Source organism: Roseateles sp. 22389 (genome assembly GCF_052044995.1).
Taxonomy (GTDB): Bacteria; Pseudomonadota; Gammaproteobacteria; order Burkholderiales; family Burkholderiaceae_C; genus Roseateles.
Map to the genome: position 1 here is coordinate 25,012 of NZ_JBQEOF010000013.1, position 19,830 is coordinate 44,841.

The following is a 19,830-nucleotide window of genomic DNA, read 5'->3' on the forward strand; positions in this document are numbered from 1 at the left end:
GGTCTTCCGTCCCCAGGCACCCGCCTGGCCCTATCCGCGGCACGCGCTGTCCTGAGCGCGTCGCCACGACCGCCATGGCCGAGGTGTTCCGCATCGAGCTGCTGCCGGCGCGGCACGGCGACTGCCTGCTGCTGAGCTATGGCGACGCGGCGCGGCCCCATCGCGTGCTGATCGACGGCGGACCGATCGGCGCCTATGGCGCGCTGTCGGCCCGCCTGGCGACCTTGCCCGAGGACCAGCGCGAGCTGGAACTGCTGGTCATCACGCATGTCGACGGCGATCACATCGAGGGCTGTCTCAAGCTGCTGAATCATCCGGAGCTGGCGACCTTCCGGGACATCTGGTTCAACGGCTGGCCGCACATCGCGCAGGAACTGAAGGAGCCGCCGCCCGCCGCACGCCAAGCGCCCTCCGACGAGGCTGACTCCCACCAGCGCAGCGCGACGCAGGGCACCGAGATCAGCGTACGCATCGATGGGCGCCAATGGAACGCGGCCTTCGACGGCGCGCCGGTGTTCGTGCCCGCGACCGGACCGCTGCCGGTGCGCGAGCTGCCCGGCGGCCTGCGGCTCACCTTGCTCTCGCCGACGCTGGACAAGCTCGTCAAGCTGCGCACCGCCTGGAGCCGCGCGCTGGAGCGCGCCGAGGTCGATCCGGCGAACGAGGCGGCGCTGCGTGCGCGGCTCGATGGCCGCGCGGCCTATCGCGCCTCGGGCGCGCGGCTGCGGCCGACGCCGGACCAGATGATGTCGTCGGCGGCGCTGGCGCTCGGGCCGATGGATGACGCGGTGGCCAACGGCTCGAGCATCGCCGTCATCGCCGAATACGCCGGTCGACGCCTCGCGCTGCTCGGCGACGCGCATGCGCCGACGCTCGCGGCGACGCTGGGTCGGCTGGCGGCCGCGACAGGCGCCGCGACGCTGCGGCTCGATGCGGTCAAGCTGGCTCATCACGGCTCGGCCGCCAACCTCAGCCCGGAGTTGCTCGGCCGGATCGAGTGCGGCACCTGGCTGGTCTCCACCGACGGCAGCCTCTTCCAGCATCCGGACGACGAAGCGATCCACGCGGTCGTTCGGCAGGTGCCAGGCGCACGCCTGCTCTTCAACTACCGGTCCGCACGCACCGCGCCATGGGGCGAGCCGGCAATGCGCGCCGCGCACGGCCATCAAGCTTTCTACCCGCAGGATCCCGCCGCCGGCATCGCGCTGGACCTGATGACCAGCGAGCCGGGTTGAGCGAGAACGCGTCGACGAGACCGCCTTCCCCGATCACGACCGGAATTCCGGCGTGACCAGCATCGCGGAGGCCCAGGCGTTGTCCCGGTCGCGATAGCGCTTGTAGATGCGGCGCCGCGCCAGGCCGAAGGCCGCGTTCAACGAATGGCTGCGCAGCAGCATCCGGTAGAACAGCCGCGCCTGCAGCGCCGCCGTGCGGTCGTTGACGCGGCAGCGATAACCCAGCACCGCATGGATGCCGGCGGCCGCGGCCAGCGCCGCGAAGCCCGAGTTGCCGCTCTCGCAGCTGCTCAGGTAGACGAAGCGCGCCTCGCGCATGTAGCTGACGATGTCGCCGAAGTCGATGCCTTCCGGCTCCTCCGCCGGCCCGATGAACAGGAAGCCGGTGCCGCCGCGCTGCTGCGCGCCATGGCGCTGGAAGCAGGTGTGGCCGGCGAAATGGATCAGGTCCCAGCTGCCCTCGCGCAGCGCCGCGTCGAGCGCCGCGCGCGTCACCGGCCCGTCCATGCCGAGCACGCGGATGTTGTCCTCGTAGAACAGCGGCTGGCCGGTGCGCGTGTCGCGGGTCGTCAGCAGCTTGCGCACCCGCGCGCATTCGAGCCGCACCGAGGTCAGCGGATCCAGCCGCACCTGCCCGCCCAGCAGCTTCGCGCTGAACACGCTGCCATGCGTGTCGGCGCAGATCAGCAGCGCGCGCCGCGCGGCGGGCGGTCCGGAGAACAGGTCCTGGCTCGCGTCGCCATCGCTTTCCAGCAGGCGCCGCGCCACCGAGGCGGCTTGCGCCAGCCAGGGCTCCGGCCGCAGCGACGGATCGAAGACCGCCTCCAGCATCAGCGGATAACAGGCCTCCGACACCGCGAAGGTGAGCCGGTCCGGCAGCTCGCGCCCGGCATCGCCCAGCTGCATCGCCGCGGCGGCGCGGCCCAGCTCGCGCTGGACCTTGAAATGCGGGTTCTCGTCGCACAGCGCGATGCGGATGCTTTCGCCGATGTCGGAGAACTCGTCGTACCAGTCGGGCTGGAACATGTGCTGCGCCTCCCAGCGCATCCAGGCCGAGCGCGGCACGGTCAGCATGCCGTCGCCATGGAACTTGAAACCGATGCCGTCGATGTCGAAGCTCCAGCCGGTCTCGCTGGCCTTGACGCGGATCGCCAGGCAGGGATCGACGCGCTGGCCGCGCTGCAGCAGCTCGAGCGCGAAGCCGCCGGCGGTGCCCGGATCGGCATAGGCGGTCAGGCCCGGCACGCGCGCGCTCTCACGCTGCAGCTCCGAGGTCAGCGCCGGCGCCAGCAGCATCATCGGCGTCTGCGTCAGCAGCCTGGCCTTGCGGCAGAAGTCGAGACCGCCGCCGTCCTCCACCACCGCGCCGGCATCGGCCGCGAGGCGGCTGCCGACGATGACGAAGTCGAAGCGCTGCTGCTGCAGCTGCTCCAGGGCGGTCTCGCAGGTGGTCTCCTGCTGCACCGCATGCGCGCCGAAGCGCCGCAGCTGCTTCTTGATCTGCTCGACCTCGATGCCTTGCTGCTGCGGACAGAACACCAGGAGGAAGTCAGCCATGAGCGATCCCCCTTGGGAAGCCGAGCACGAACTCGGTCTCGCCATCGGCCAGCGCGTGAATGCGCAGGCTGCCGCCCTGGTTGCGCATCAGCTTGTCGAGCAGCGGATGAGCCAGCCGCAGATCCGCCTGCGCCGCCTCGGGCGCCGCGAAACGCGCGCCGTGCCGACGGGCCGGTGGCAGCTTGCCGCGCAGGCGCAGGAAGACCTCCCGGTCGTCCGGCACCAGCGTGAGCTGCACCGTCGCCGTCTCCGGCGCCGCGCGCAGCAGCACCGACAGCAGGCTCTCGACGACGATGTGCATCTGCGTGTGGTCGGCCTCGACCTCGACCCGCCGTGCCGCCGAGACCAGCCGCACCTTCTCCCGTTCCGATGCGGCCAGGCTGGCGAGCAGCGCCTCCAGCTCGCTGTCGAGCTGGACCGTGCTGACCGCGCGCGCGGCGACGCGGGCCTCGCGGTTGTACATGGCCAGCCGCGTGAAGGCGTGCTTCACCCGGCCCAGCTGCCGCAGCACCGTCTGCAGGTCGCGGGCCCGGTCCGGGTCGCGCGCGGCGCCGGGACGATGCGCCGACTCGAGCTCGCTTTCCAGCCAGGACATCGCCATGCCCAGCGGCGCCTGCGTCTCGACGGCCAGCTCGTAGGCGGTCTCCTCCAGGAATTCGAGCTGCACCGACCGGCGGATCGGCCGCAGGTCGCGCGCGATGAACACATGGCCGCCGAGCTTGCCGGGAAAGTCGCGCCGGGTGACGAAGACCGAGCTGGGCGCCTCCCCCATCCCGCCCGACGCCTCCGAGCCCTGGGCGGCCTCCGCCGCCGCGTCCTCGCAGGCCGGGCGGCGCACGTGCAACTCCCCGAGCCGGTCACCGGCCTCGGTGCCCTGCAGCAGCGCCACCAGCGGCTGCGGATCCTGGAACAGGTCGATCAGGCTGCGCCCCTCGAGCGCCTTGCGACGCGCGCCGAACAGCGCTTCCGCGGCCGGATTGACCCGGCGGATCCGCAGTTTCGCGTCGGTGGCGATGACCGGATCGGCGACGTTGTTCACGCACTCGGTCATCAAGGTCAGGTCGCTGATGCGCTCCATCGCGCCGGCGACCTCGTGGGCGATGTCGGTCAGTTGCCGGACATGCTCGCGCGAGAACGCGTTGACCCGCGGATCGTCGACGTTGACGATGAAGCGCACCCGCTCGCCCTCGGAGAACAGGATGGGCACCGCCAGTTCGGAGCGGATCGGCTCGCCATCGGGCGTGCGCAGGTAGTCGGGGTCCTGCGAGACATCCGCGATCTTCTGCGCCGTCATCGTCCGCGCCACGCGGCCGAGGATGCCCACGCCCAGGTGCTGCGCGTAGTCGCCCCAGACGGTGCCGGTATCGACCGCGCACCCATCATCGCCGCGCCGCGCCGAGGCCACGCGCACGATGGACTCGCGCGCGCTGTCGATGCGGAACAGCGCGACATGCTGCCAGTCGAAGATCTCGATCAGCGCGTCGGCCAGGCAGCGGCAGGCGCCCTGGATGTCGACGCAGCGGTTGAGCGCGCGGAACATCCGCAGCTGGCGCCGGTCGCGCTCCTGGGCCGCGTGGTCCAGCGCGCAGAGCACCGTCTCCACCAGCGGCAGTTGGTTGAACAGCGTCTGATGGGACTCGCCGTAGGCATCGCGCTCGCGGCTGAGCAGGGTCAGGATGGCGACGGTGCGCTCGTCGCTGCCCTGCCCGCGGGTGATGCGTCGCCACATGCTGGACTTCAGCTCCATCGCGCGCATCTGGCGGCAGATCGGCTCGTCGGCCATGTCGGACCAGGGCGGCGCGCTCATCACCGCGTCGAAATCGTGGATGCCGCCGTCGTTCGCTTCCATGAAGGCGCGCTGTGCGTCATTGAGCTCGTACCAGGCGGTCGGCACGTCCTGGCGGAAGGGCGGGTGGTTGAAGACGATCTCCGATTCCCAATGCTCGCCGTCCGCGACGACGCGGGACACCAGCATCAGGTCGTAGGGCAGCTCGCTGCGCAGGGCCTCGGCCATCCGCGGCAGCAGGTCCGGGCGTCCGGCGTGGCTCAGCGTCAATTCGCGCAGGCGGTCGGTCAGCACCTGGTGCTGCAGGCTGCGGAAGAACCCCAGCGAGCCGACCACCGCGCCCCGCGCGTCCATCAGCGGCAGGCCGGTGACCTCGACGGCGACCTGGCGGCCGGGGTCGTCCAGGCGCGTCAGCGTGACGCGATAAGCGCCGAGCTCGCCGTTGCGTCGACCGCGCGTCTCTTCGTCGAGGATGCGACCGGCCTCGCCGGCGAAGAGCTGGTCCAGGCGCAGCTCGTCGACATGGGCGGCGCCGCTCATCGCCAAGGCGGCGGCATTCGCGTAGAGCACGCGGTTCGCGAGGTCGCGCTGGATCACGGCGATCCGCGAGCCGTCGAAGACCGCCCGCTTCATCTGCCCCAGCAGCGCGGCCGCCGCGGCGGACGTGGGCCGCTCGTGCGCGGAGTCGTCCATGAGGGCCTCCCTGGCCATCGCTGGCCGCCAGTCCCGTCAGTCAACGGCCCGAAGGCTACGCCGATTGCGCGCGCGGCGCGCCTGACAACATAGGGATCCGACGCCCTCCGAGGCCGATTTCATCGGCCTTCGCAGCGATTCCGTGGCGGAGATGCCACGCCGCGCGGCCTCGGCCAAGAGCGAATGGGCCGGCCGCGACGGCCCCGCGCGCCGGTCCGGCGGCCGCAAGCGCAGGAGTCGGTGGGCGCGCTGACTCATGTCCGGCAGGACCGGCGCGAAGTCCACTCATTCGATTGCGCCGCCGGCGTGGCGCGCTCGCGGACGTCCTCGTAGAGTGACTGCCCGCCCCTACCGACGCCGACCATGAAGACTTCGTCCCTCCCCGCCGATCCGGGCATCCACATCGCGTGGTGGAACACCGGCCTGTCGCCGACGCGCGTCCCGGACCGCGCTGGCCCGGCCCATTTCCAGGCGGCCGCGCAGGTGCTGCGGCACCTGATCGAGGTGGTCCGGGCGGACGTGATCGTGCTGGGCGAGATGGCCGAACGCAGCATCGACGGACTGCACGACGCCTGCCCGATCGCGCGGGCGGACTACACCTGGCTGAAGGCCTTCCACCCTGCGGGACGGAGCCGCTTCTCGCAATGCGTCCTGAGCCGGACCGATCGCATCACGGTGGAGTTCGACCGGTCGATCATCCAGGACGAGGGAGGCGGGATCCGCAAGGTCGGCCAGGCCTTCCTGGTCCGCCTGCGCGATGGCAACCAGCCGCTGCACCTGATCGCATCGCACTGGCCGAGCCGGCTGTTCATGGACCGGCACGATGTCGAACGGACGCACCTGGCCGCTTTCCTGCGTCGCTGGATCGACGACCAGATCCTGAGGTACCTGCCCGATGCGAACGTCGTCCTGGTCGGCGACTTCAACGATGAACCGTTCGACGAGGGCATGGAGCGTTATCTCCATGCAAGCCGCGATCGCGACCGGGTGAAGCGGAACCGGCGGCTCTTCTACAACCCCTTCTGGCGGCATCTCCACGCCTTTCCGCCGGGCGCCGCCGAGGATCGCAGCTGCGACCCGGGCACCTACTTCCACGCCGGCGGCCGCTTTTCCCACTGGCGCACCTTCGACCAGTTGATCGTCTCGTCCTCGGTGCTCTGCGGACGGTTCGGCTGGCGCCTGAACGAGGCGAACACCCGGGTCGCTCCCCTGCCGGCGCTCGAGTCGAGCGGCGATCCCCTCGCCCCGCATCCCTTCTTCGACCACCTTCCCATCGTCGGACACTTCGAAAGGCAGCCTTCTCCGACCTCCCGTGCATCCCGTGCATCCCGTGCTCGCATGGCGACGAGCTGATGGAGGAACTGGGCGTCCTGCTCGAAACCGCGCGCGTGGGTCGGGCGATCCGCCAATTCGCCGCTTGATCGACGCCTGATCGCTCCCGGCGCGGCCCATCGCAGCGCCCCAAAAGACGAAGGCGGACATCCTTTCGGATGCCCGCCTTACCCATTGACGTCCGGCTTGCGCCTCTGCAATCCACCACCAGAAACCTGGACCGCATGACCGAAAGAATAGGGGCGCCGGCTCGCCGTCGGAAGCCGGGTTCGGCGTAAGGCGGCGGCAGCGATCCGCTGATCAGCCTGTCAGGCGTCGACCTACAGGCCCAACGCCGACCGCCCGCGGGCTACTCGCCCGACGCGGATGCCGGCCCCTTGAGCAGCCGGTACAGCGTGTTGCGACCGATGCCCAGCCGCCGCGCGGCCTCCGAACGGTTGCCGCCGCAGTCCGCCAGCACGCGGCGGGCGTGCGCCCGCGACTGCTCGCGCAACATCGCCGGGGGCGCCGGACGTCCCTCCTCAGCGCGCGCGGACTCGGGGCTCCGCTCGACCTCGGCGGCGACCGGCCGCTCCGGCCGCAGCACCGGAATCGGCAGCGGCGCTCCCTGGTCCAGCTCCTCGACGAGGTCATCCGGCAGGTGCCCGCGGCGGATGACCGACTCGCCGGGCTCCATCAGCGCGCAGGCGATGCGCAGGGCCTGCTCCAGCTGCCGGACATTGCCCGGCCAGCGGTAGGCCATCAGCTCGCGCGCCAGCGGCGGGTCCAGTTCCACCCGCCGCGCCGGCTCGATCGCCGCCAGCAATCGCGCCACCAGCATCGGCAGGTCCTGGCGCTCACGCACCGGCGGCAGGCAGAGCGTCAGCCCGTTGAGCCGGTAGTACAGGTCCTCGCGGAACAGGCCCTGCGCGACCAGCTGCCGCAGCGGCCGGTGGCTCGCGCCGATCAGTTGGAAGTCCACCGCCACCGCCGGCCCGCCGCCCAGCGGCTGCACCTGCCGGTCCTGCAGCACGCGCAGCAGCCGCGCCTGCAAAGGCAGCGGCATGTCGCCGATCTCGTCGAGGAACAAGGTGCCGCCATGCGCTTCCCGCAGCCGCCCCTGCGCGCCGTCGCGCGAGGCCCCGGTGAAGGCGCCGGGCCGGTAGCCGAAGAGCTCCGCCTCGATCAGCGACTCCGGCAGGGCCGCGCAGTTCACCGCGACATAGGCGCGGCCACGTCGCGGGCCGCTGTCATGGACGGCGCGCGCGAACAGGTCCTTGCCCACGCCGGACTCGCCCTGCAGCAGCAACGGGATCGGCTTGTCCAGCACCCGCCGCGCCCGCATCACCGCCTGGTGCATCGCCGCGTCGCCAAGGTCCAGCAGATGCAGCGCATCCGGCGTCGTCGACGCGGGCATCGCCGTGCGCGACACCTGCTCCGCCGGTGCGAGATCGAGCGCCACCGGGCGCGTCATCGCCACCTCGGCCTGGGCCTCCACATCGACCACCGTCGCCCCATGCCCTCGCGGCGCCGGCGCCGGTCGCCGCCATCCACGCGGCGCGTCCAGCCGCAACCACAGCGGCGGCGCGTCCTCGCGGCGCAGCAGCCGTGCGCCCTCGCTGCCTTCCCGCGCCCAGTCCATCAGCTCGGCCCACCGCAGGGGCAGCAGCGCCTCCAGCGGACTCGGCCGCGCCGCCTCGGCGCCCAGCCATGCCTGTGCCGCCGCGTTGCAGCCCAGGATCCAGCCGTCGTCGCTGAGCGCCAGCAGCCCTTCGGTCGGCGTGCCCAGGCCCTCCGGCTGCAGGTGGAGCTGCAGGCGCAGCCCGTCGGCATGACGCGTCTGGAACAGCCGGTGCTCCACCATCCGCGCCGCCGAGCGCACCAGCGCCAGCGTGTGCCGCTGAAAGCCGCGCTGCTCGCCGGAGATGTCCAGCACGCCCAGCACGCGCCCCTGCGGATCGCGGATCGGCGCCGCGGTGCAGCTGAGGAAGGCATTGCGCTCGAGGAAGTGCTCGCCGCCGAGCACCGCCACCGGCCGCTGCTCCGCCAGCGCCGTGCCGATCGCGTTCGTGCCGCGCCAGCGCTCGTCCCAGATCGCGCCGGGCCGCAGCGCCACCCGCTGCGCCCGGTCGACGAAGCGGCCATCCCCCAGCGCGCCGAGCAGCAGGCCTTGCGCGTCGGCCAGGACGACCAGGCCGTCGCTGTCGCGCGTCTGCTCGAAGAGGTCTTCCATCACCGGCCGCGCATGGGCCACCAGCTCGTGCTGCCGCTCCAGCGCACGCCGGAGCTGGGCGCCCGACGCATGCGGCGCGCCCGGCGGACGGCCGACCGGGTCCAGGCCGAAATCACGGCTGCGCAGCCAGCTGCGGCTCAGGCCCTCGTCCAGCGCCTCGACGCTGAGCCGACCGGTGTCCAGCAGCTCGCGCCGCGCGGCGCGCAGCAGCCTCGGCGCCAGCGCGGCGCCGCTCGGGGTTTTCACCATCCTGTCGTCTCCTTGCGTCGGCACCCGCGGCCTCGACGGTCCGCCCGGTCCTCGCCATCGAAGCGATCGCGGGTTTGAGCCGGAATCCGCACCCGGGTTGCGCCATTCCGGAACACCTGCGCCATCGCGGCGATGCCGGGACCAGTCTGTGGACCGATCCTGACCAAAGCCTGTCGAAAAGAGAAGCGGCTTTCCGCCGCCGAGCAGGGTCTTCGGCGCGAAGCGGCCGCTGGCACGGCCCATGCAAAGCGGAGGCGGGCGTTCGACGCCTCATCAACCACGGAGACAAACCATGATCTACGCCAAGCCCAACGCCGCCGGCGCCCCGCTGCAGTTCAAGCCCCGCTACGACAACTTCATCGGTGGCCAATGGACCGCGCCGAGGGACGGCCAGTACTTCGACGTCATCACGCCCATCACCGGCCAGGTCTACACGCAGGCGGCGCGCTCGAACGCCGCGGACATCGAACTGGCGCTGGACGCGGCGCATGCCGCCGCCGAGCGCTGGGGCGCGACCCCGGCGGCCGAGCGCGCCAACGTGCTGCTGCGCATCGCCGACCGCATCGAGCAGAACCTGGAGCGGCTGGCCTACGCCGAGACCATCGACAACGGCAAGCCGATGCGGGAGACGCTCAATGCCGACCTGCCGCTGGCGGTCGACCACTTCCGCTACTTCGCCGGTTGCCTGCGGGCGCAGGAGGGCGCGCTCAGCGAGATCGACGCGAACACCGTCGCGTACCACTTCCACGAGCCGCTGGGCGTCGTGGGCCAGATCATTCCGTGGAACTTCCCGATCCTGATGGCGGCGTGGAAGCTGGCGCCGGCGCTGGGCGCGGGCAATGCCGTGGTGCTCAAGCCGGCGGAGTCGACGCCGGTGAGCATCCTGGTGCTGACCGAGCTGATCGCCGACCTGCTGCCGCCGGGCGTGCTCAACATCGTCAACGGCTACGGCAAGGAAGCGGGCATGCCGCTGGCGCAGAGCAAGCGCATCGCCAAGGTGGCGTTCACCGGCTCGACGGCGACCGGCCGCGTCATCGCGCAGGCGGCCGCGACCAACCTGATCCCCGCGACGCTCGAGCTCGGCGGCAAGAGTCCCAACGTCTTCTTCCCCGACATCGCCGCCCAGGACGACGACCTCTTCGACAAGGCGATCGAAGGTCTGGTGCTGTTCGCGTTCAACCAGGGCGAGGTCTGCACCTGCCCGTCGCGCGCGCTGATCCATGAATCGATCTATGACCGCTTCATCGCCCGCGCGATCGACCGCGTCAAGGCGATCAAGCAGGGCAACCCGCTCGACACCGACACGATGATGGGCGCGCAGGCCTCGTCGATGCAGCTCGACAAGATCCTGTCCTATCTCGAGATCGGCAAGCAGGAAGGCGCGCAGTGCCTCATTGGCGGCGGACGCGCGCAGCTCGGCGGGGACCTGGCGGGCGGGTATTACATCCAGCCGACGCTGTTCAAGGGGACCAACGACATGCGGATCTTCCGCGAGGAGATCTTCGGCCCGGTCCTGGCCGTCACCACCTTCAAGACCGAGGAGGAGGCGCTGCGCATCGCCAACGACACGCCCTATGGGCTGGGTGCGGGGGTGTGGTCGCGCGACATCAACACCGCCTTCCGGATGGGCAAGGGCATCAAGGCCGGGCGCGTGTGGACCAACTGCTATCACGCGTATCCGGCGCATGCGACCTTCGGCGGCTACAAGGAATCGGGCATCGGCCGCGAGACCCACAAGATGATGCTGGACCATTACCAGCAGACCAAGAACCTGCTGGTCAGCTACTCGCAGCAGAAGCTCGGGTTCTTCTGAGGCCGCTGGCCCTCACCCCTCCTTCTCCCGCAAGCGGGAGAGGGCCTATTACTTACTCCCTCGCCCCCGCAGGGGGAGAGGGTGGGGGTGAGGGGGCGGCCCGATGGGCAGCAGCGCTGGAACATGGAAGGTCAGGACGAGTGGAAGCGCCTTGACCGCAGAATCGCATTGGACATTTGTTTCTTACAAAGACATTTGTCTAGAATGCCTGCATGTCGTCTTCCAAAGACCAGTTGCTCGCCCTGGTCGAATCCAACCCCTTCATCAGCCAGCAGGAACTGGCCGACCAGCTTGGCCTGTCGCGCTCGGCCGTCGCCGGCCATCTCGCGCAGTTGACGAAGGAGGGCCGCATCCTCGGGCGCGCCTATGTGCTGCCGCAGCGCCAGCCCATCGTCTGCATAGGCGGCACCAACCTCGACCGCAAGCTGCGCGGACTCGGACCGCTGCGGATGGGCAGCTCCAATCCCGCGACCCAGCATGAGACCGCCGGCGGCGTCGCCCGCAACATCGCCGAGAACCTCGCGCGCCTGGGCCTGCCGGTGCATCTGCTGACGGCCGTCGGCCGCGATGCCGCGGGGCAGGCCCTGCTGGCGCAGCTGCAGGCGCTCGGCGTCGATTGCGCCGGCTCGCTGCAGGCCGTGGACGCCGCCACGGGCAGCTACACCGCCGTGCTCGATCCGCAAGGCGAGCTGGTGCTGGCGCTCGCGCACATGGAACTCACCGACCGGCTCGACCCCGCCTTCCTGCGCCAGACCGCGCCGCAGCGGGCGCCGGCGCGCTGGCTCGTCGCCGATCTGAACCTGCCGCACGAGACGCTCGACGAGCTGCGCGCCGAGGCCCGCCTGCGCGAGCAGCGATTGCTGCTCGTCGCCGTGTCGGAACCGAAGATGGCGCGCCTGGGCCCCGACCTGCGCGGTGTGGAGCTGCTGGTGCTGAATCGCGGCGAACTGCAGGCGCTGGTCGGCCGCGCGCTGCCCGACGACAGCGCACTCCGCGGCGCCTGGCATGCGCTGCGCGAGGCCGGCCTGCGGCGGCTGGTGATCAGCGATGGCGCGCGGGGCGTGCGCCATTCCGATGGGGATGAGCTCGCCGTGCTCGCCCCGCCGCCGCTGGATCCCGCGGCCATCCGCGAAGTCACCGGCGCCGGCGACGCGATGACCGCCGGCATCGCCGCGGCGCTGCACCGCGATCCCGACGACCTGCGCGGCGCGTGCGCGCTGGGCCTGCGACTGGCCGCGCTGACGCTGCAGAGCGACGCGACGGTCAGCGAGGCGCTGAGCCCGGCGCTGCTTGTCTGACCCCGACCCCATGAATTCGAGAGAGACCGCATGAACACGCAAGACCGCTTCGACGCCACCCTGATCGATTTCTCCCCCGAGGTGGCCGCTGCGCGCGCCGAGGGCCGCCCGCTGGTGGCCCTGGAGTCCACCATCATTTCCCACGGCATGCCGTATCCGCAGAACGTGCAGACCGCCCGCGAGGTCGAGGCCATCGTCCGGGCGCACGGCGCCGTGCCGGCGACGATCGCGGTGCTGGACGGCAAGATCCGCGTCGGCCTGAACGACGCGCAGCTCGAGCTGCTGGGCCAGTCGCCCGACGCGATGAAGCTCAGCCGCCGCGACCTGCCGTACGCGCTGGCCACCGGCCGCATCGGCGCGACGACGGTCGCCGCGACGATGATCTGCGCCCGGCTGGCCGGCATCGAGGTCTTCGTCACCGGCGGCATCGGCGGCGTGCATCGCGGCGCGGAGACCAGCTTCGACATCTCGGCCGACCTGCAGGAACTGGCGCGCACGCCGGTGGCCGTGGTGTGCGCCGGCGCCAAGAGCATCCTGGACCTGGCGCTGACGCTGGAATACCTGGAGACGCACGGCGTGCCGGTGCTGTCGGTGGGCCAGGAGAACTTCGCCGCGTTCTACACGCGCGACAGCGGACTGAAGGCGGACTTCCGCATCGACGCGCCGGCGGAGCAGGCCAGGTTCCTGCGCGCGAAATGGGCGCTGGGCCTGGGCGGCGGCGCGGTCATCAGCAACCCGGTGCCGGAAGCGCACGCGATGCCCAAGGCGCTGATCGACGGCTTCATCGCGCAGGCGCTGGCCGAGGCCGGCGCCCAGGGCATCAGCGGCAAGGCGGTCACGCCCTACCTGCTCGCCCGCATCAAGGACCTCAGCGGCGGCGCGAGCCTAGTGACCAACATCGCGCTGGTCAAACACAACGCCCAGGTGGGCGCCGCCTTGGCGAAGGCGCTCAAGGGCCTCTGACGCCCGCGGGCGCCGGCCCCCGCCCCGCCCGAACACGCTCCAATCGCACGGTTTTCCTCTGTCCTACGCAGGATTAACCTGAACGAAACATTCATCGCAGGACCGCGACCTAAGCTTCCGCGCCCCTCGAAGAAGACCGTCGTTGGAGAACGTGTTCATGCGCCGCCAGTCCCTCGCCCTGTCCCTGATCGTCCTGTTGCTGGTCGCCGGCGGCGGCTGGTGGTGGAAGGCCCGATCGGCCGACGGCCGGTCCGGGGCCGTCACCGCCGACGGCGCCCCCGCGCCGGCGCGCGGGGCCTCGGGCACGGGCGGCACGCAGCTGGTCGGCGTCATCACGGCGCAGCGCCGCGACGTGCCGGTCACCGTCGAGGCCAGCGGCACCGTCACGCCGATCAACCAGGTCGACATCCGCGCCCAGACCACCTCCACCGTCCGCGACGTGCTGGTGCGCGACGGGCAGACCGTCGCCAAGGGCCAGCCGCTGTTCCGCTTCGATGAGCGCGCGGACCGGGCCAACCTCGACAAGGCCCGCGCCCAGCTCGCCCGCGACAAGGCCAGCCTCGCCGACCTGCAGCGCCAGTACGAACGCGCCAAGGACCTGCTCGCGCAGAAGTTCGTCGCGCAAAGCGCGGTCGACACGGCGCTGGCCAACCTCGAGGCCGGCCGCAGCCTGGTCGATGGCGATGCGGCCGCCGTCCAGTCCGCCACCGTGGCGCTGAGCTACAACGAGATCCGCGCGCCCTTCGGCGGCCGCGCCGGCGCCGTCAACGCCTGGCCCGGCAGCCTGGTGCAGGCCAGCGCGACCGGCTCGCCGCTGGTCAACATCGTCCAGATCGATCCAATCGCCATCAGCTTCAACCTGCCCGAGACCGAACTCGCGCCGGTACTCGACGCGATGCGCCCGCAAGGCGGCAACGCCAAGGCCGCGCCGCCCGAAGTCCAGGTGGTGCTTCCCGCCATCGAGGGCGGCCCTTCTCGCAAGGACAGCCGCGGCGGCAAGCCGGTCGACGCCGTCGCGCGCGGCAAGCTGACCTTCGTGGACAACCTCGTCGACGCCACCACCGGGACCATCAAGCTCAAGGCCGAGTTCGAGAACGGCGCCCAGAAGCTCTGGCCCGGCCAGTACCTGCGCGTGCGCATGACGCTGCGCAGCCTGCCCGGCGTCGTGGTGATCCCGCAGGCCGCGATCATCCTGCGCGGCAGCGACCGCCAGGTCTACGTCGTCGGCCCGGACAAGACCGCCCAGCTCAAGCCCGTCAAGCTGCGCTACACATTCGGCGAGATGGCGGTGGTGGACGGCGTGGACGCCGGCGCGATGGTCGTGCTCGACGGCAAGCAGAACCTGCGCCCCGGCACGCCGCTGCGCACCCAGCCCGCCGCGGTCGATCCGGCCGCGGCCGCGCGCCTGGCCGCGGCCTCCGCCGCCGCGGGCGGTGGTGCGTCGGCCACCGACGTGGCCGCGCCCTGAGCCAGCCCCGGCTCCGACTCGACGCCCCCGCCCTCGCCGCGAACGACGCCATGAACCTCACCGAACTCTTCATCCGGCGGCCGGTCATGACCGTGCTGCTGAACCTGGCGCTGGTCGTCGCCGGCATCGCCGCCTGGAGCCGCATTCCGGTCGCCGCGCTGCCCAGCTTCAACACGCCGGTCATCAACGTCCAGGCGGTGCTGCCCGGCGCCAGTCCCGAGACCATGGCCTCCTCGGTCGCGTTGCCGCTGGAGAAGCAGTTCTCCACCATCGCCGGCATCACGACGATCTCGTCCACCAACACGCTGGGCAACAGCTCGCTGACGCTGGAGTTCGACCCCTCGCGCGACATCGACGCCGCCGCCGTCGACGTGCAGGCGGCGCTGTTCCGCTCGCTGCGCGCGCTGCCCACCGAGATGACGACGCCGCCGTCGTACCGCAAGGTCAACCCGGCCGACGCGCCGGTGCTGCTGGTGGCGCTGACCTCGCCGTCGATCAACCTGTCCGAACTCAACGACTACGCCGAGAACCTGATCACCCCCAGCCTGTCCACCATCGACGGCGTGGCGCAGGTCTCGATCTACGGCCAGAAGCGCTTCGCGGTGCGCATCAAGGCGCGCAACGAGCTGCTCCAGCAGCGCAACATCACGCTAGACGAGCTGCAGGCCGCGGTCAAGGGCGCCAACGCCAACACGCCGGTCGGCACGCTCGACGGCACGCGCCAGACGCTGACCATCCAGGCCAACAAGCAGCTGCGCGACGCCGCGGCCTTCGGCGGCATCGTCGTGGCCACGCGCAACGGCGCGCCGGTGTTCCTGCGCGAGGTGGCCGACGTCCAGGACAGCTACGAGACCGTCAAGTCCTTCTCCAACTTCAATGGCGAGCGCTCCATCGTGCTGGCCGTGCAGCGCCAGCCCGACGCCAACACGGTGAAGGTCGTGGACGCGGTCAAGGCGATGCTGCCGCGCTTTGCCGCGCAGCTGCCGGCCTCGGTGCAAATGAGCACGCTCAACGACCGCTCGGTCTCGATCCGCGAGTCGCTGCACGACGTCTACTTCACGCTCGCGCTCACCGTGGCGCTGGTGGTGATGGTGATCTTCCTGTTCCTGCGCCGCATGGTCGCGACGCTGATCCCGACGCTGTCGCTGCCGATCTCGCTGATCGGCGCGGTGACGCTGCTGTTCGCGTTGGGCTACAGCCTGGACAACATCTCGCTGCTGGGCATCACGCTGGCCGTGGGCCTGGTGGTCGACGACGCGATCGTGATGCTCGAGAACATCGTGCGCCACGTCGAGGACGGCATGGCCCCGTTCGACGCCGCCATCCGCGGCGCGCGCGAGATGGCGTTCACCATCATGTCGATCTCGATCTCGCTGGTGGCGGTGCTGATCCCGATCTTCTTCATGCCTGGCGTCATCGGGCTGCTGTTCCACGAGTTCGCGGTGGTGGTGTCGCTGGCGATCATGGTCTCGGCCGGCGTGTCGCTGACATTGGTGCCGATGCTGTGCAGCCGCTTCCTGAGCAGCCATCACGAGGTCGAAGAAAACGCGCTGGGCCGCACGTTCGAAGCCGGCTTCACCTGGGTGCTGGACCGCTACACGGCCTCGCTGGACTGGGCGCTGCGGCATCGCTGGGTGATCGGCGCGGTGGCGATCGCGAGCTTCGTCGCCAGCGCCTGGCTGTGGGTCACGATCCCCAAGGGCTTCTTCCCGGAAGAGGACATCGGCCAGATCCAGGCCAGCACCGAAGCGTCGGAGGACATCTCCTTCGCCGCGATGACGGTGCTGCAGGAGCGCGTGGCGAAGATCGTGCAGGACGATCCGTCGGTGTCGTCGGTCTCCGCCGCGGTGGGCGGCGGCGGGGGCGGTGGCAACGTCAACACCGGCCGGCTCTTCATCAACCTGAAGCCGCGCTCGGAGCGCCCCGCGATGCCGCAGGTGCTGGAGCAGCTGCGCAAGAAGCTGCGCGCCGTGCCTGGCATCGCCGTGTACCTACGGCCGGTGCAGAACCTGCAGCTCGGCGGCCGGCAGTCCAAGAGCCGTTACCAGTACACGCTGCAGTCGGTCAGCGCCGGCGAGCTCAACAGCTGGGCGGAGAAGCTGCAGGACAAGCTGCGCAATGACCCGGTGTTCCGCGATGTCACGAGCGACTCTCAGCTGCGCGGCCTGCAGGCCAACCTGGTGATCGACCGCGAGCGCGCCACGCTGCTGGGCGTGCAGATGCAGGACCTGCGCAATGCGCTGTACTCGGCCTTCGGCGAGCGCCAGGTGTCGAGCATCTACGCGGAGAGCAACACCTACCAGGTGATCATGGAGGCGACCGACAGCGACCGGCTGAGCGAGGACGCCTTCGACAAGATCTACCTGCGCGGCAGGAACAGCACGATGGTGCCGCTGACCGCGTTCGCCAGCGTCAAGCGCGAGCTCGGTCCCACCGCGGTCAACCACCAGGGCCAGCTGCAGGCGATCACGCTGAGCTTCAACCTCGCGCCCGACGTGCCGCTGGGCAACGCGACCGCGAAGATCGACCAGTTCACGCGCGAGATCGGACTGCCGCCGTCCATCATCACGAGCTACGGCGGCGACGCGGCCGTGTTCAAGGACTCGCAGGGCGGCCAGGTGCTGCTGATCGTGCTGGCGGTGGCGGTGATCTACGTGCTGCTGGGCGTGCTCTACGAGAGCTACATCCATCCGCTGACCATCCTGGCGGGGCTGCCGTCGGCGGCGGTGGGCGCGCTGCTGACGCTGCAGCTGGCGGGCATGGAGCTGACCATCATCGCGACGATCGGCATCCTGATGCTGGTGGGCATCGTGAAGAAGAACGCGATCATGATGATCGACTTCGCGCTGGACGCGCAGCGCAACGGCGGCATGACGCCGGCCGAGGCGATCCGCGAGGCCTGCATCCTGCGCTTCCGTCCGATCATGATGACGACGATGGCGGCGCTGATGGGCGCGCTGCCGATCGCGCTGGGGCTGGGCGCCGGCGCGGAACTGCGCCAGCCGCTGGGGCTGGCGGTGGTCGGCGGGCTGATCCTGTCGCAGGCGGTGACGCTCTACATCACGCCGGTGATCTACCTGGCGCTCGATCGCTTCAGCGGGAAGGGGCCGGATACGCGGGAGGTGGCCCACACGCGGCTGACTGAACATCCTGCCCATGCCGCGCATCCGGCGCATCCGGCGCAGCAGCCGGCGCCAGGGCAGGCGGACTGACGAAGGCCGCCCAACTGCCATCGCCAAGCGCGGCCTCCACGGGGCATGGGGGCTCCCTCCTGGACCCCCAAGCCCCATGCCGGCCCACAGTCACCGGGGCGGTCGGAATTCGTGGCGGGCGGCGGTGGCGGCGCTCCTTCCGATGCAGCCCGGCGCGTGGTCGTTGATCAGGCCCATCGCCTGCATGAATGCGTAGACCGTCGTGGGGCCGACGAATTTCCAGCCGCGCCTCTTCAGTTCCTTGGAAAGCTTGATCGAGGTGTCCGAAGTCGGCCGCACGTCGCCGCCCTCCTCCGGGTCCTCGAAGCGCCAGAAGAACGCAGCCAGCGAGCCGGCTTCCTTCTGCAACTCCAGCGCCCGCGACGCGTTGTGGATCACCGCCTCGATCTTGCCGCGATGGCGCACGATGCCCTCATCCGCCAGCAGGCGCTCGACATCGGCTTCCTTGAACTTCGCGACCTTGGCGATCTCGAACTGCTTGAAGGCCCGGCGGAAGTTCTCCCGCTTGGCCAGGATCGTTCGCCATGACAGGCCCGACTGGAAACCCTCCAGGCAGAGCTTCTCGAAGAGCCGGCGGTCCTCGTGGACCGGGTAGCCCCACTCGGTGTCGTGATAGTCGCGGTAGGCGTCGAAGCCCGGCGCCTCGCACCACTTGCATCGCCACTGACCATCCGGCCCCTGCGCCAATCGCTCGCTCATCGTCGCCCCTCCCGGCAGTTCATGGACGCGCGATTCTGGCGCGACGGCCGTCGGGGCGTGACAGGAGGACAGCGGCGCGATCAGGCGGGGGCGATCAGGCGGTGACGGACTTGTGGAAGACCGCCGCGTCGCGTGGCCAGGTGTGGACGCGGGCCTCGATCAGGTCGAGCACATGCACGAAGCCGCTGCCCGCGCCGTAGTAGGGATCGGGCACCTCGTCCAGGCCCAGCCCGGTCATGCCCGCCAGGAACAGCCCCAGCCGCGCCGGCGACACCGCCGGCTTCATCGCCCGCAGGCCGCGCAGCACCTGGCGGTCCATGGCGAGGATGAGGTCGTGCGTGTCGAAGTCCTCGGGCCTGACCTTGCGCGAGCGCCAGCGCCGGTCCATGCCGTAGCCGCGCTGCTCCAGCACCGCCAGCGCGCGCTTGTCCACGGGATGCGCCTTCGAGGAGGCGAACACGCCGGCGGAGCGCACCTCGGTCAGCCCCAGTTCGCCGGCGCGCAGGCGCAGCACGGCCTCGGCCATCGGCGAGCGGCACAGGTTGGCCGCGCAGACGAGCAGCAGTCGGGTCACCGGATCCGCGCTTCCTGGCCGATCAGCGCGCCAGTTCGGCGCGCATCGCGTCGATGACGCTCTTGTAGTCCGGCTTGCCGAAGATGGCCGAGCCGGCGACGAAGGTGTCCGCGCCCGAATCCGCGATCTCGCGGATGTTGTCGACCTTCACGCCGCCATCGATCTCCAGGCGGATGTCGCGGCCGCTGGCCAGGATCATCGCCTTGGCCTGCTGCAGCTTCTTGAGCGCGCCCGGGATGAAGCTCTGGCCGCCGAAGCCGGGGTTGACGCTCATGATCAGGACCAGGTCGACCTTGTCGATGACCCACTCCAGCACGTCCAGCGGCGTGGCCGGGTTGAACACGAGGCCGGCCTGCGCGCCCTCGGCCTTGATCAGCTGCAGCGTGCGGTCGACGTGCTGGCTGGCCTCGGGATGGAAGCTCACCAGGTTGGCGCCGGCGCGGCAGAAGGCCTGCGCCAGCGCATCCACCGGCTGCACCATCAGGTGGACGTCGATGGGCGCCGGCGTGCCGTCGGGCTTGATCGCGTGTTTCTTCAGCGCCTCGCAGACCATCGGGCCGAAGGTCAGGTTGGGCACGTAATGGTTGTCCATCACGTCGAAGTGGATCCAGTCCGCGCCGGCGGCCAGCACGTTGCGGACCTCCTCGCCCAGGTTGGCGAAGTCGGCGGACAGGATGCTGGGGGCGATGCGATAGGTGGGCGGGTTCATGGCGGGGCGGGCGCGGAGCCGCGGACGGGG

Annotated in this window: 13 protein-coding genes; 7 read left to right on the forward strand and 6 right to left on the reverse strand. The window is 70.6% G+C overall.

Annotated features, from left to right (window positions below; genetic code table 11):
- Window positions 1-74 precede the first annotated feature (74 nt).
- Entirely contained in the window at window positions 75-1,235 is a 1,161-nt protein-coding gene (locus ACTJKJ_RS17925) for a hypothetical protein (RefSeq protein ID WP_440821275.1), read from the forward strand.
- 33 nt (window positions 1,236-1,268) lie between these two features.
- On the opposite strand, the gene ACTJKJ_RS17930 is transcribed toward ACTJKJ_RS17925, so the two are convergent.
- A complete protein-coding gene (locus ACTJKJ_RS17930; protein WP_440821276.1) occupies window positions 1,269-2,792 on the reverse strand; it encodes a CHAT domain-containing protein in 1,524 nt (507 codons plus the stop codon).
- The gene (locus ACTJKJ_RS17935) at window positions 2,785-5,271 is read right to left on the reverse strand and encodes a PAS domain-containing protein (RefSeq protein WP_440821277.1); all 2,487 of its coding nucleotides are present in this window, start codon (window positions 5,269-5,271) and stop codon (window positions 2,785-2,787) included. Before ACTJKJ_RS17935 ends, ACTJKJ_RS17930 begins: the two co-directional genes overlap by 8 nt.
- 363 nt (window positions 5,272-5,634) lie before the next feature.
- On the opposite strand from ACTJKJ_RS17935, the gene ACTJKJ_RS17940 reads away from it, so the two are divergent.
- Complete coding sequence (locus ACTJKJ_RS17940; protein ID WP_440821278.1) at window positions 5,635-6,624, forward strand: endonuclease/exonuclease/phosphatase family protein; 990 nt, start codon at window positions 5,635-5,637, stop codon at window positions 6,622-6,624.
- A 328-nt stretch (window positions 6,625-6,952) separates the two neighbouring features.
- Here the strand turns inward: ACTJKJ_RS17940 and ACTJKJ_RS17945 are convergent, their stop codons facing one another.
- The gene (locus ACTJKJ_RS17945) at window positions 6,953-9,064 is read right to left on the reverse strand and encodes a sigma-54-dependent Fis family transcriptional regulator (RefSeq protein WP_440821279.1); all 2,112 of its coding nucleotides are present in this window, start codon (window positions 9,062-9,064) and stop codon (window positions 6,953-6,955) included.
- 292 nt (window positions 9,065-9,356) lie between these two features.
- Between ACTJKJ_RS17945 and exaC the strand changes: the two genes are divergently transcribed.
- From exaC to ACTJKJ_RS17970, 5 genes are all read left to right on the forward strand, one after another.
- A complete protein-coding gene (gene exaC, locus ACTJKJ_RS17950; RefSeq protein ID WP_091728193.1) occupies window positions 9,357-10,877 on the forward strand; it encodes an acetaldehyde dehydrogenase ExaC in 1,521 nt (506 codons plus the stop codon).
- 212 nt (window positions 10,878-11,089) lie between these two features.
- The gene (locus ACTJKJ_RS17955) at window positions 11,090-12,175 is read left to right on the forward strand and encodes a carbohydrate kinase (protein WP_297380479.1); all 1,086 of its coding nucleotides are present in this window, start codon (window positions 11,090-11,092) and stop codon (window positions 12,173-12,175) included.
- A 30-nt stretch (window positions 12,176-12,205) separates the two neighbouring features.
- The gene (locus tag ACTJKJ_RS17960) at window positions 12,206-13,138 is read left to right on the forward strand and encodes a pseudouridine-5'-phosphate glycosidase (protein WP_297380476.1); all 933 of its coding nucleotides are present in this window, start codon (window positions 12,206-12,208) and stop codon (window positions 13,136-13,138) included.
- Window positions 13,139-13,295: 157 nt separating this feature from the next.
- Entirely contained in the window at window positions 13,296-14,606 is a 1,311-nt protein-coding gene (locus ACTJKJ_RS17965) for an efflux RND transporter periplasmic adaptor subunit (RefSeq protein ID WP_297380473.1), read from the forward strand.
- Window positions 14,607-14,656: 50 nt separating this feature from the next.
- Window positions 14,657-17,818, forward strand: coding sequence for an efflux RND transporter permease subunit (locus tag ACTJKJ_RS17970; RefSeq protein ID WP_440821280.1), 3,162 nt, complete (start codon window positions 14,657-14,659; stop codon window positions 17,816-17,818).
- A 90-nt stretch (window positions 17,819-17,908) separates the two neighbouring features.
- On the opposite strand, the gene ACTJKJ_RS17975 is transcribed toward ACTJKJ_RS17970, so the two are convergent.
- From ACTJKJ_RS17975 to rpe, 3 genes are all read right to left on the reverse strand, one after another.
- The gene (locus ACTJKJ_RS17975) at window positions 17,909-18,517 is read right to left on the reverse strand and encodes a DNA-3-methyladenine glycosylase I (protein WP_440821281.1); all 609 of its coding nucleotides are present in this window, start codon (window positions 18,515-18,517) and stop codon (window positions 17,909-17,911) included.
- Window positions 18,518-18,611: 94 nt separating this feature from the next.
- Complete coding sequence (locus ACTJKJ_RS17980; protein ID WP_217648453.1) at window positions 18,612-19,091, reverse strand: low molecular weight protein-tyrosine-phosphatase; 480 nt, start codon at window positions 19,089-19,091, stop codon at window positions 18,612-18,614.
- A 22-nt stretch (window positions 19,092-19,113) separates the two neighbouring features.
- Window positions 19,114-19,800: a ribulose-phosphate 3-epimerase gene (rpe, locus tag ACTJKJ_RS17985; RefSeq protein WP_147241869.1), complete on the reverse strand. Its 687-nt coding sequence runs from the start codon at window positions 19,798-19,800 to the stop codon at window positions 19,114-19,116.
- Window positions 19,801-19,830: the final 30 nt, after the last annotated feature.

Excerpts from the sequence above, each read along its gene's own strand:
- ACTJKJ_RS17925 (WP_440821275.1), top strand. The coding sequence starts at position 75 with ATGGCCGAGGTGTTCCGCATCGAGCTGCTGCCGGCGCGGCACGGCGAC.
- ACTJKJ_RS17930 (WP_440821276.1), bottom strand. The coding sequence starts at position 2,792 with ATGGCTGACTTCCTCCTGGTGTTCTGTCCGCAGCAGCAAGGCATCGAG.
- ACTJKJ_RS17935 (WP_440821277.1), bottom strand. The coding sequence starts at position 5,271 with ATGGACGACTCCGCGCACGAGCGGCCCACGTCCGCCGCGGCGGCCGCG.
- ACTJKJ_RS17940 (WP_440821278.1), top strand. The coding sequence starts at position 5,635 with ATGAAGACTTCGTCCCTCCCCGCCGATCCGGGCATCCACATCGCGTGG.
- ACTJKJ_RS17945 (WP_440821279.1), bottom strand. The coding sequence starts at position 9,064 with ATGGTGAAAACCCCGAGCGGCGCCGCGCTGGCGCCGAGGCTGCTGCGC.
- exaC (WP_091728193.1), top strand. The coding sequence starts at position 9,357 with ATGATCTACGCCAAGCCCAACGCCGCCGGCGCCCCGCTGCAGTTCAAG.
- ACTJKJ_RS17955 (WP_297380479.1), top strand. The coding sequence starts at position 11,090 with ATGTCGTCTTCCAAAGACCAGTTGCTCGCCCTGGTCGAATCCAACCCC.
- ACTJKJ_RS17960 (WP_297380476.1), top strand. The coding sequence starts at position 12,206 with ATGAACACGCAAGACCGCTTCGACGCCACCCTGATCGATTTCTCCCCC.
- ACTJKJ_RS17965 (WP_297380473.1), top strand. The coding sequence starts at position 13,296 with ATGCGCCGCCAGTCCCTCGCCCTGTCCCTGATCGTCCTGTTGCTGGTC.
- ACTJKJ_RS17970 (WP_440821280.1), top strand. The coding sequence starts at position 14,657 with ATGAACCTCACCGAACTCTTCATCCGGCGGCCGGTCATGACCGTGCTG.
- ACTJKJ_RS17975 (WP_440821281.1), bottom strand. The coding sequence starts at position 18,517 with ATGAGCGAGCGATTGGCGCAGGGGCCGGATGGTCAGTGGCGATGCAAG.
- rpe (WP_147241869.1), bottom strand. The coding sequence starts at position 19,800 with ATGAACCCGCCCACCTATCGCATCGCCCCCAGCATCCTGTCCGCCGAC.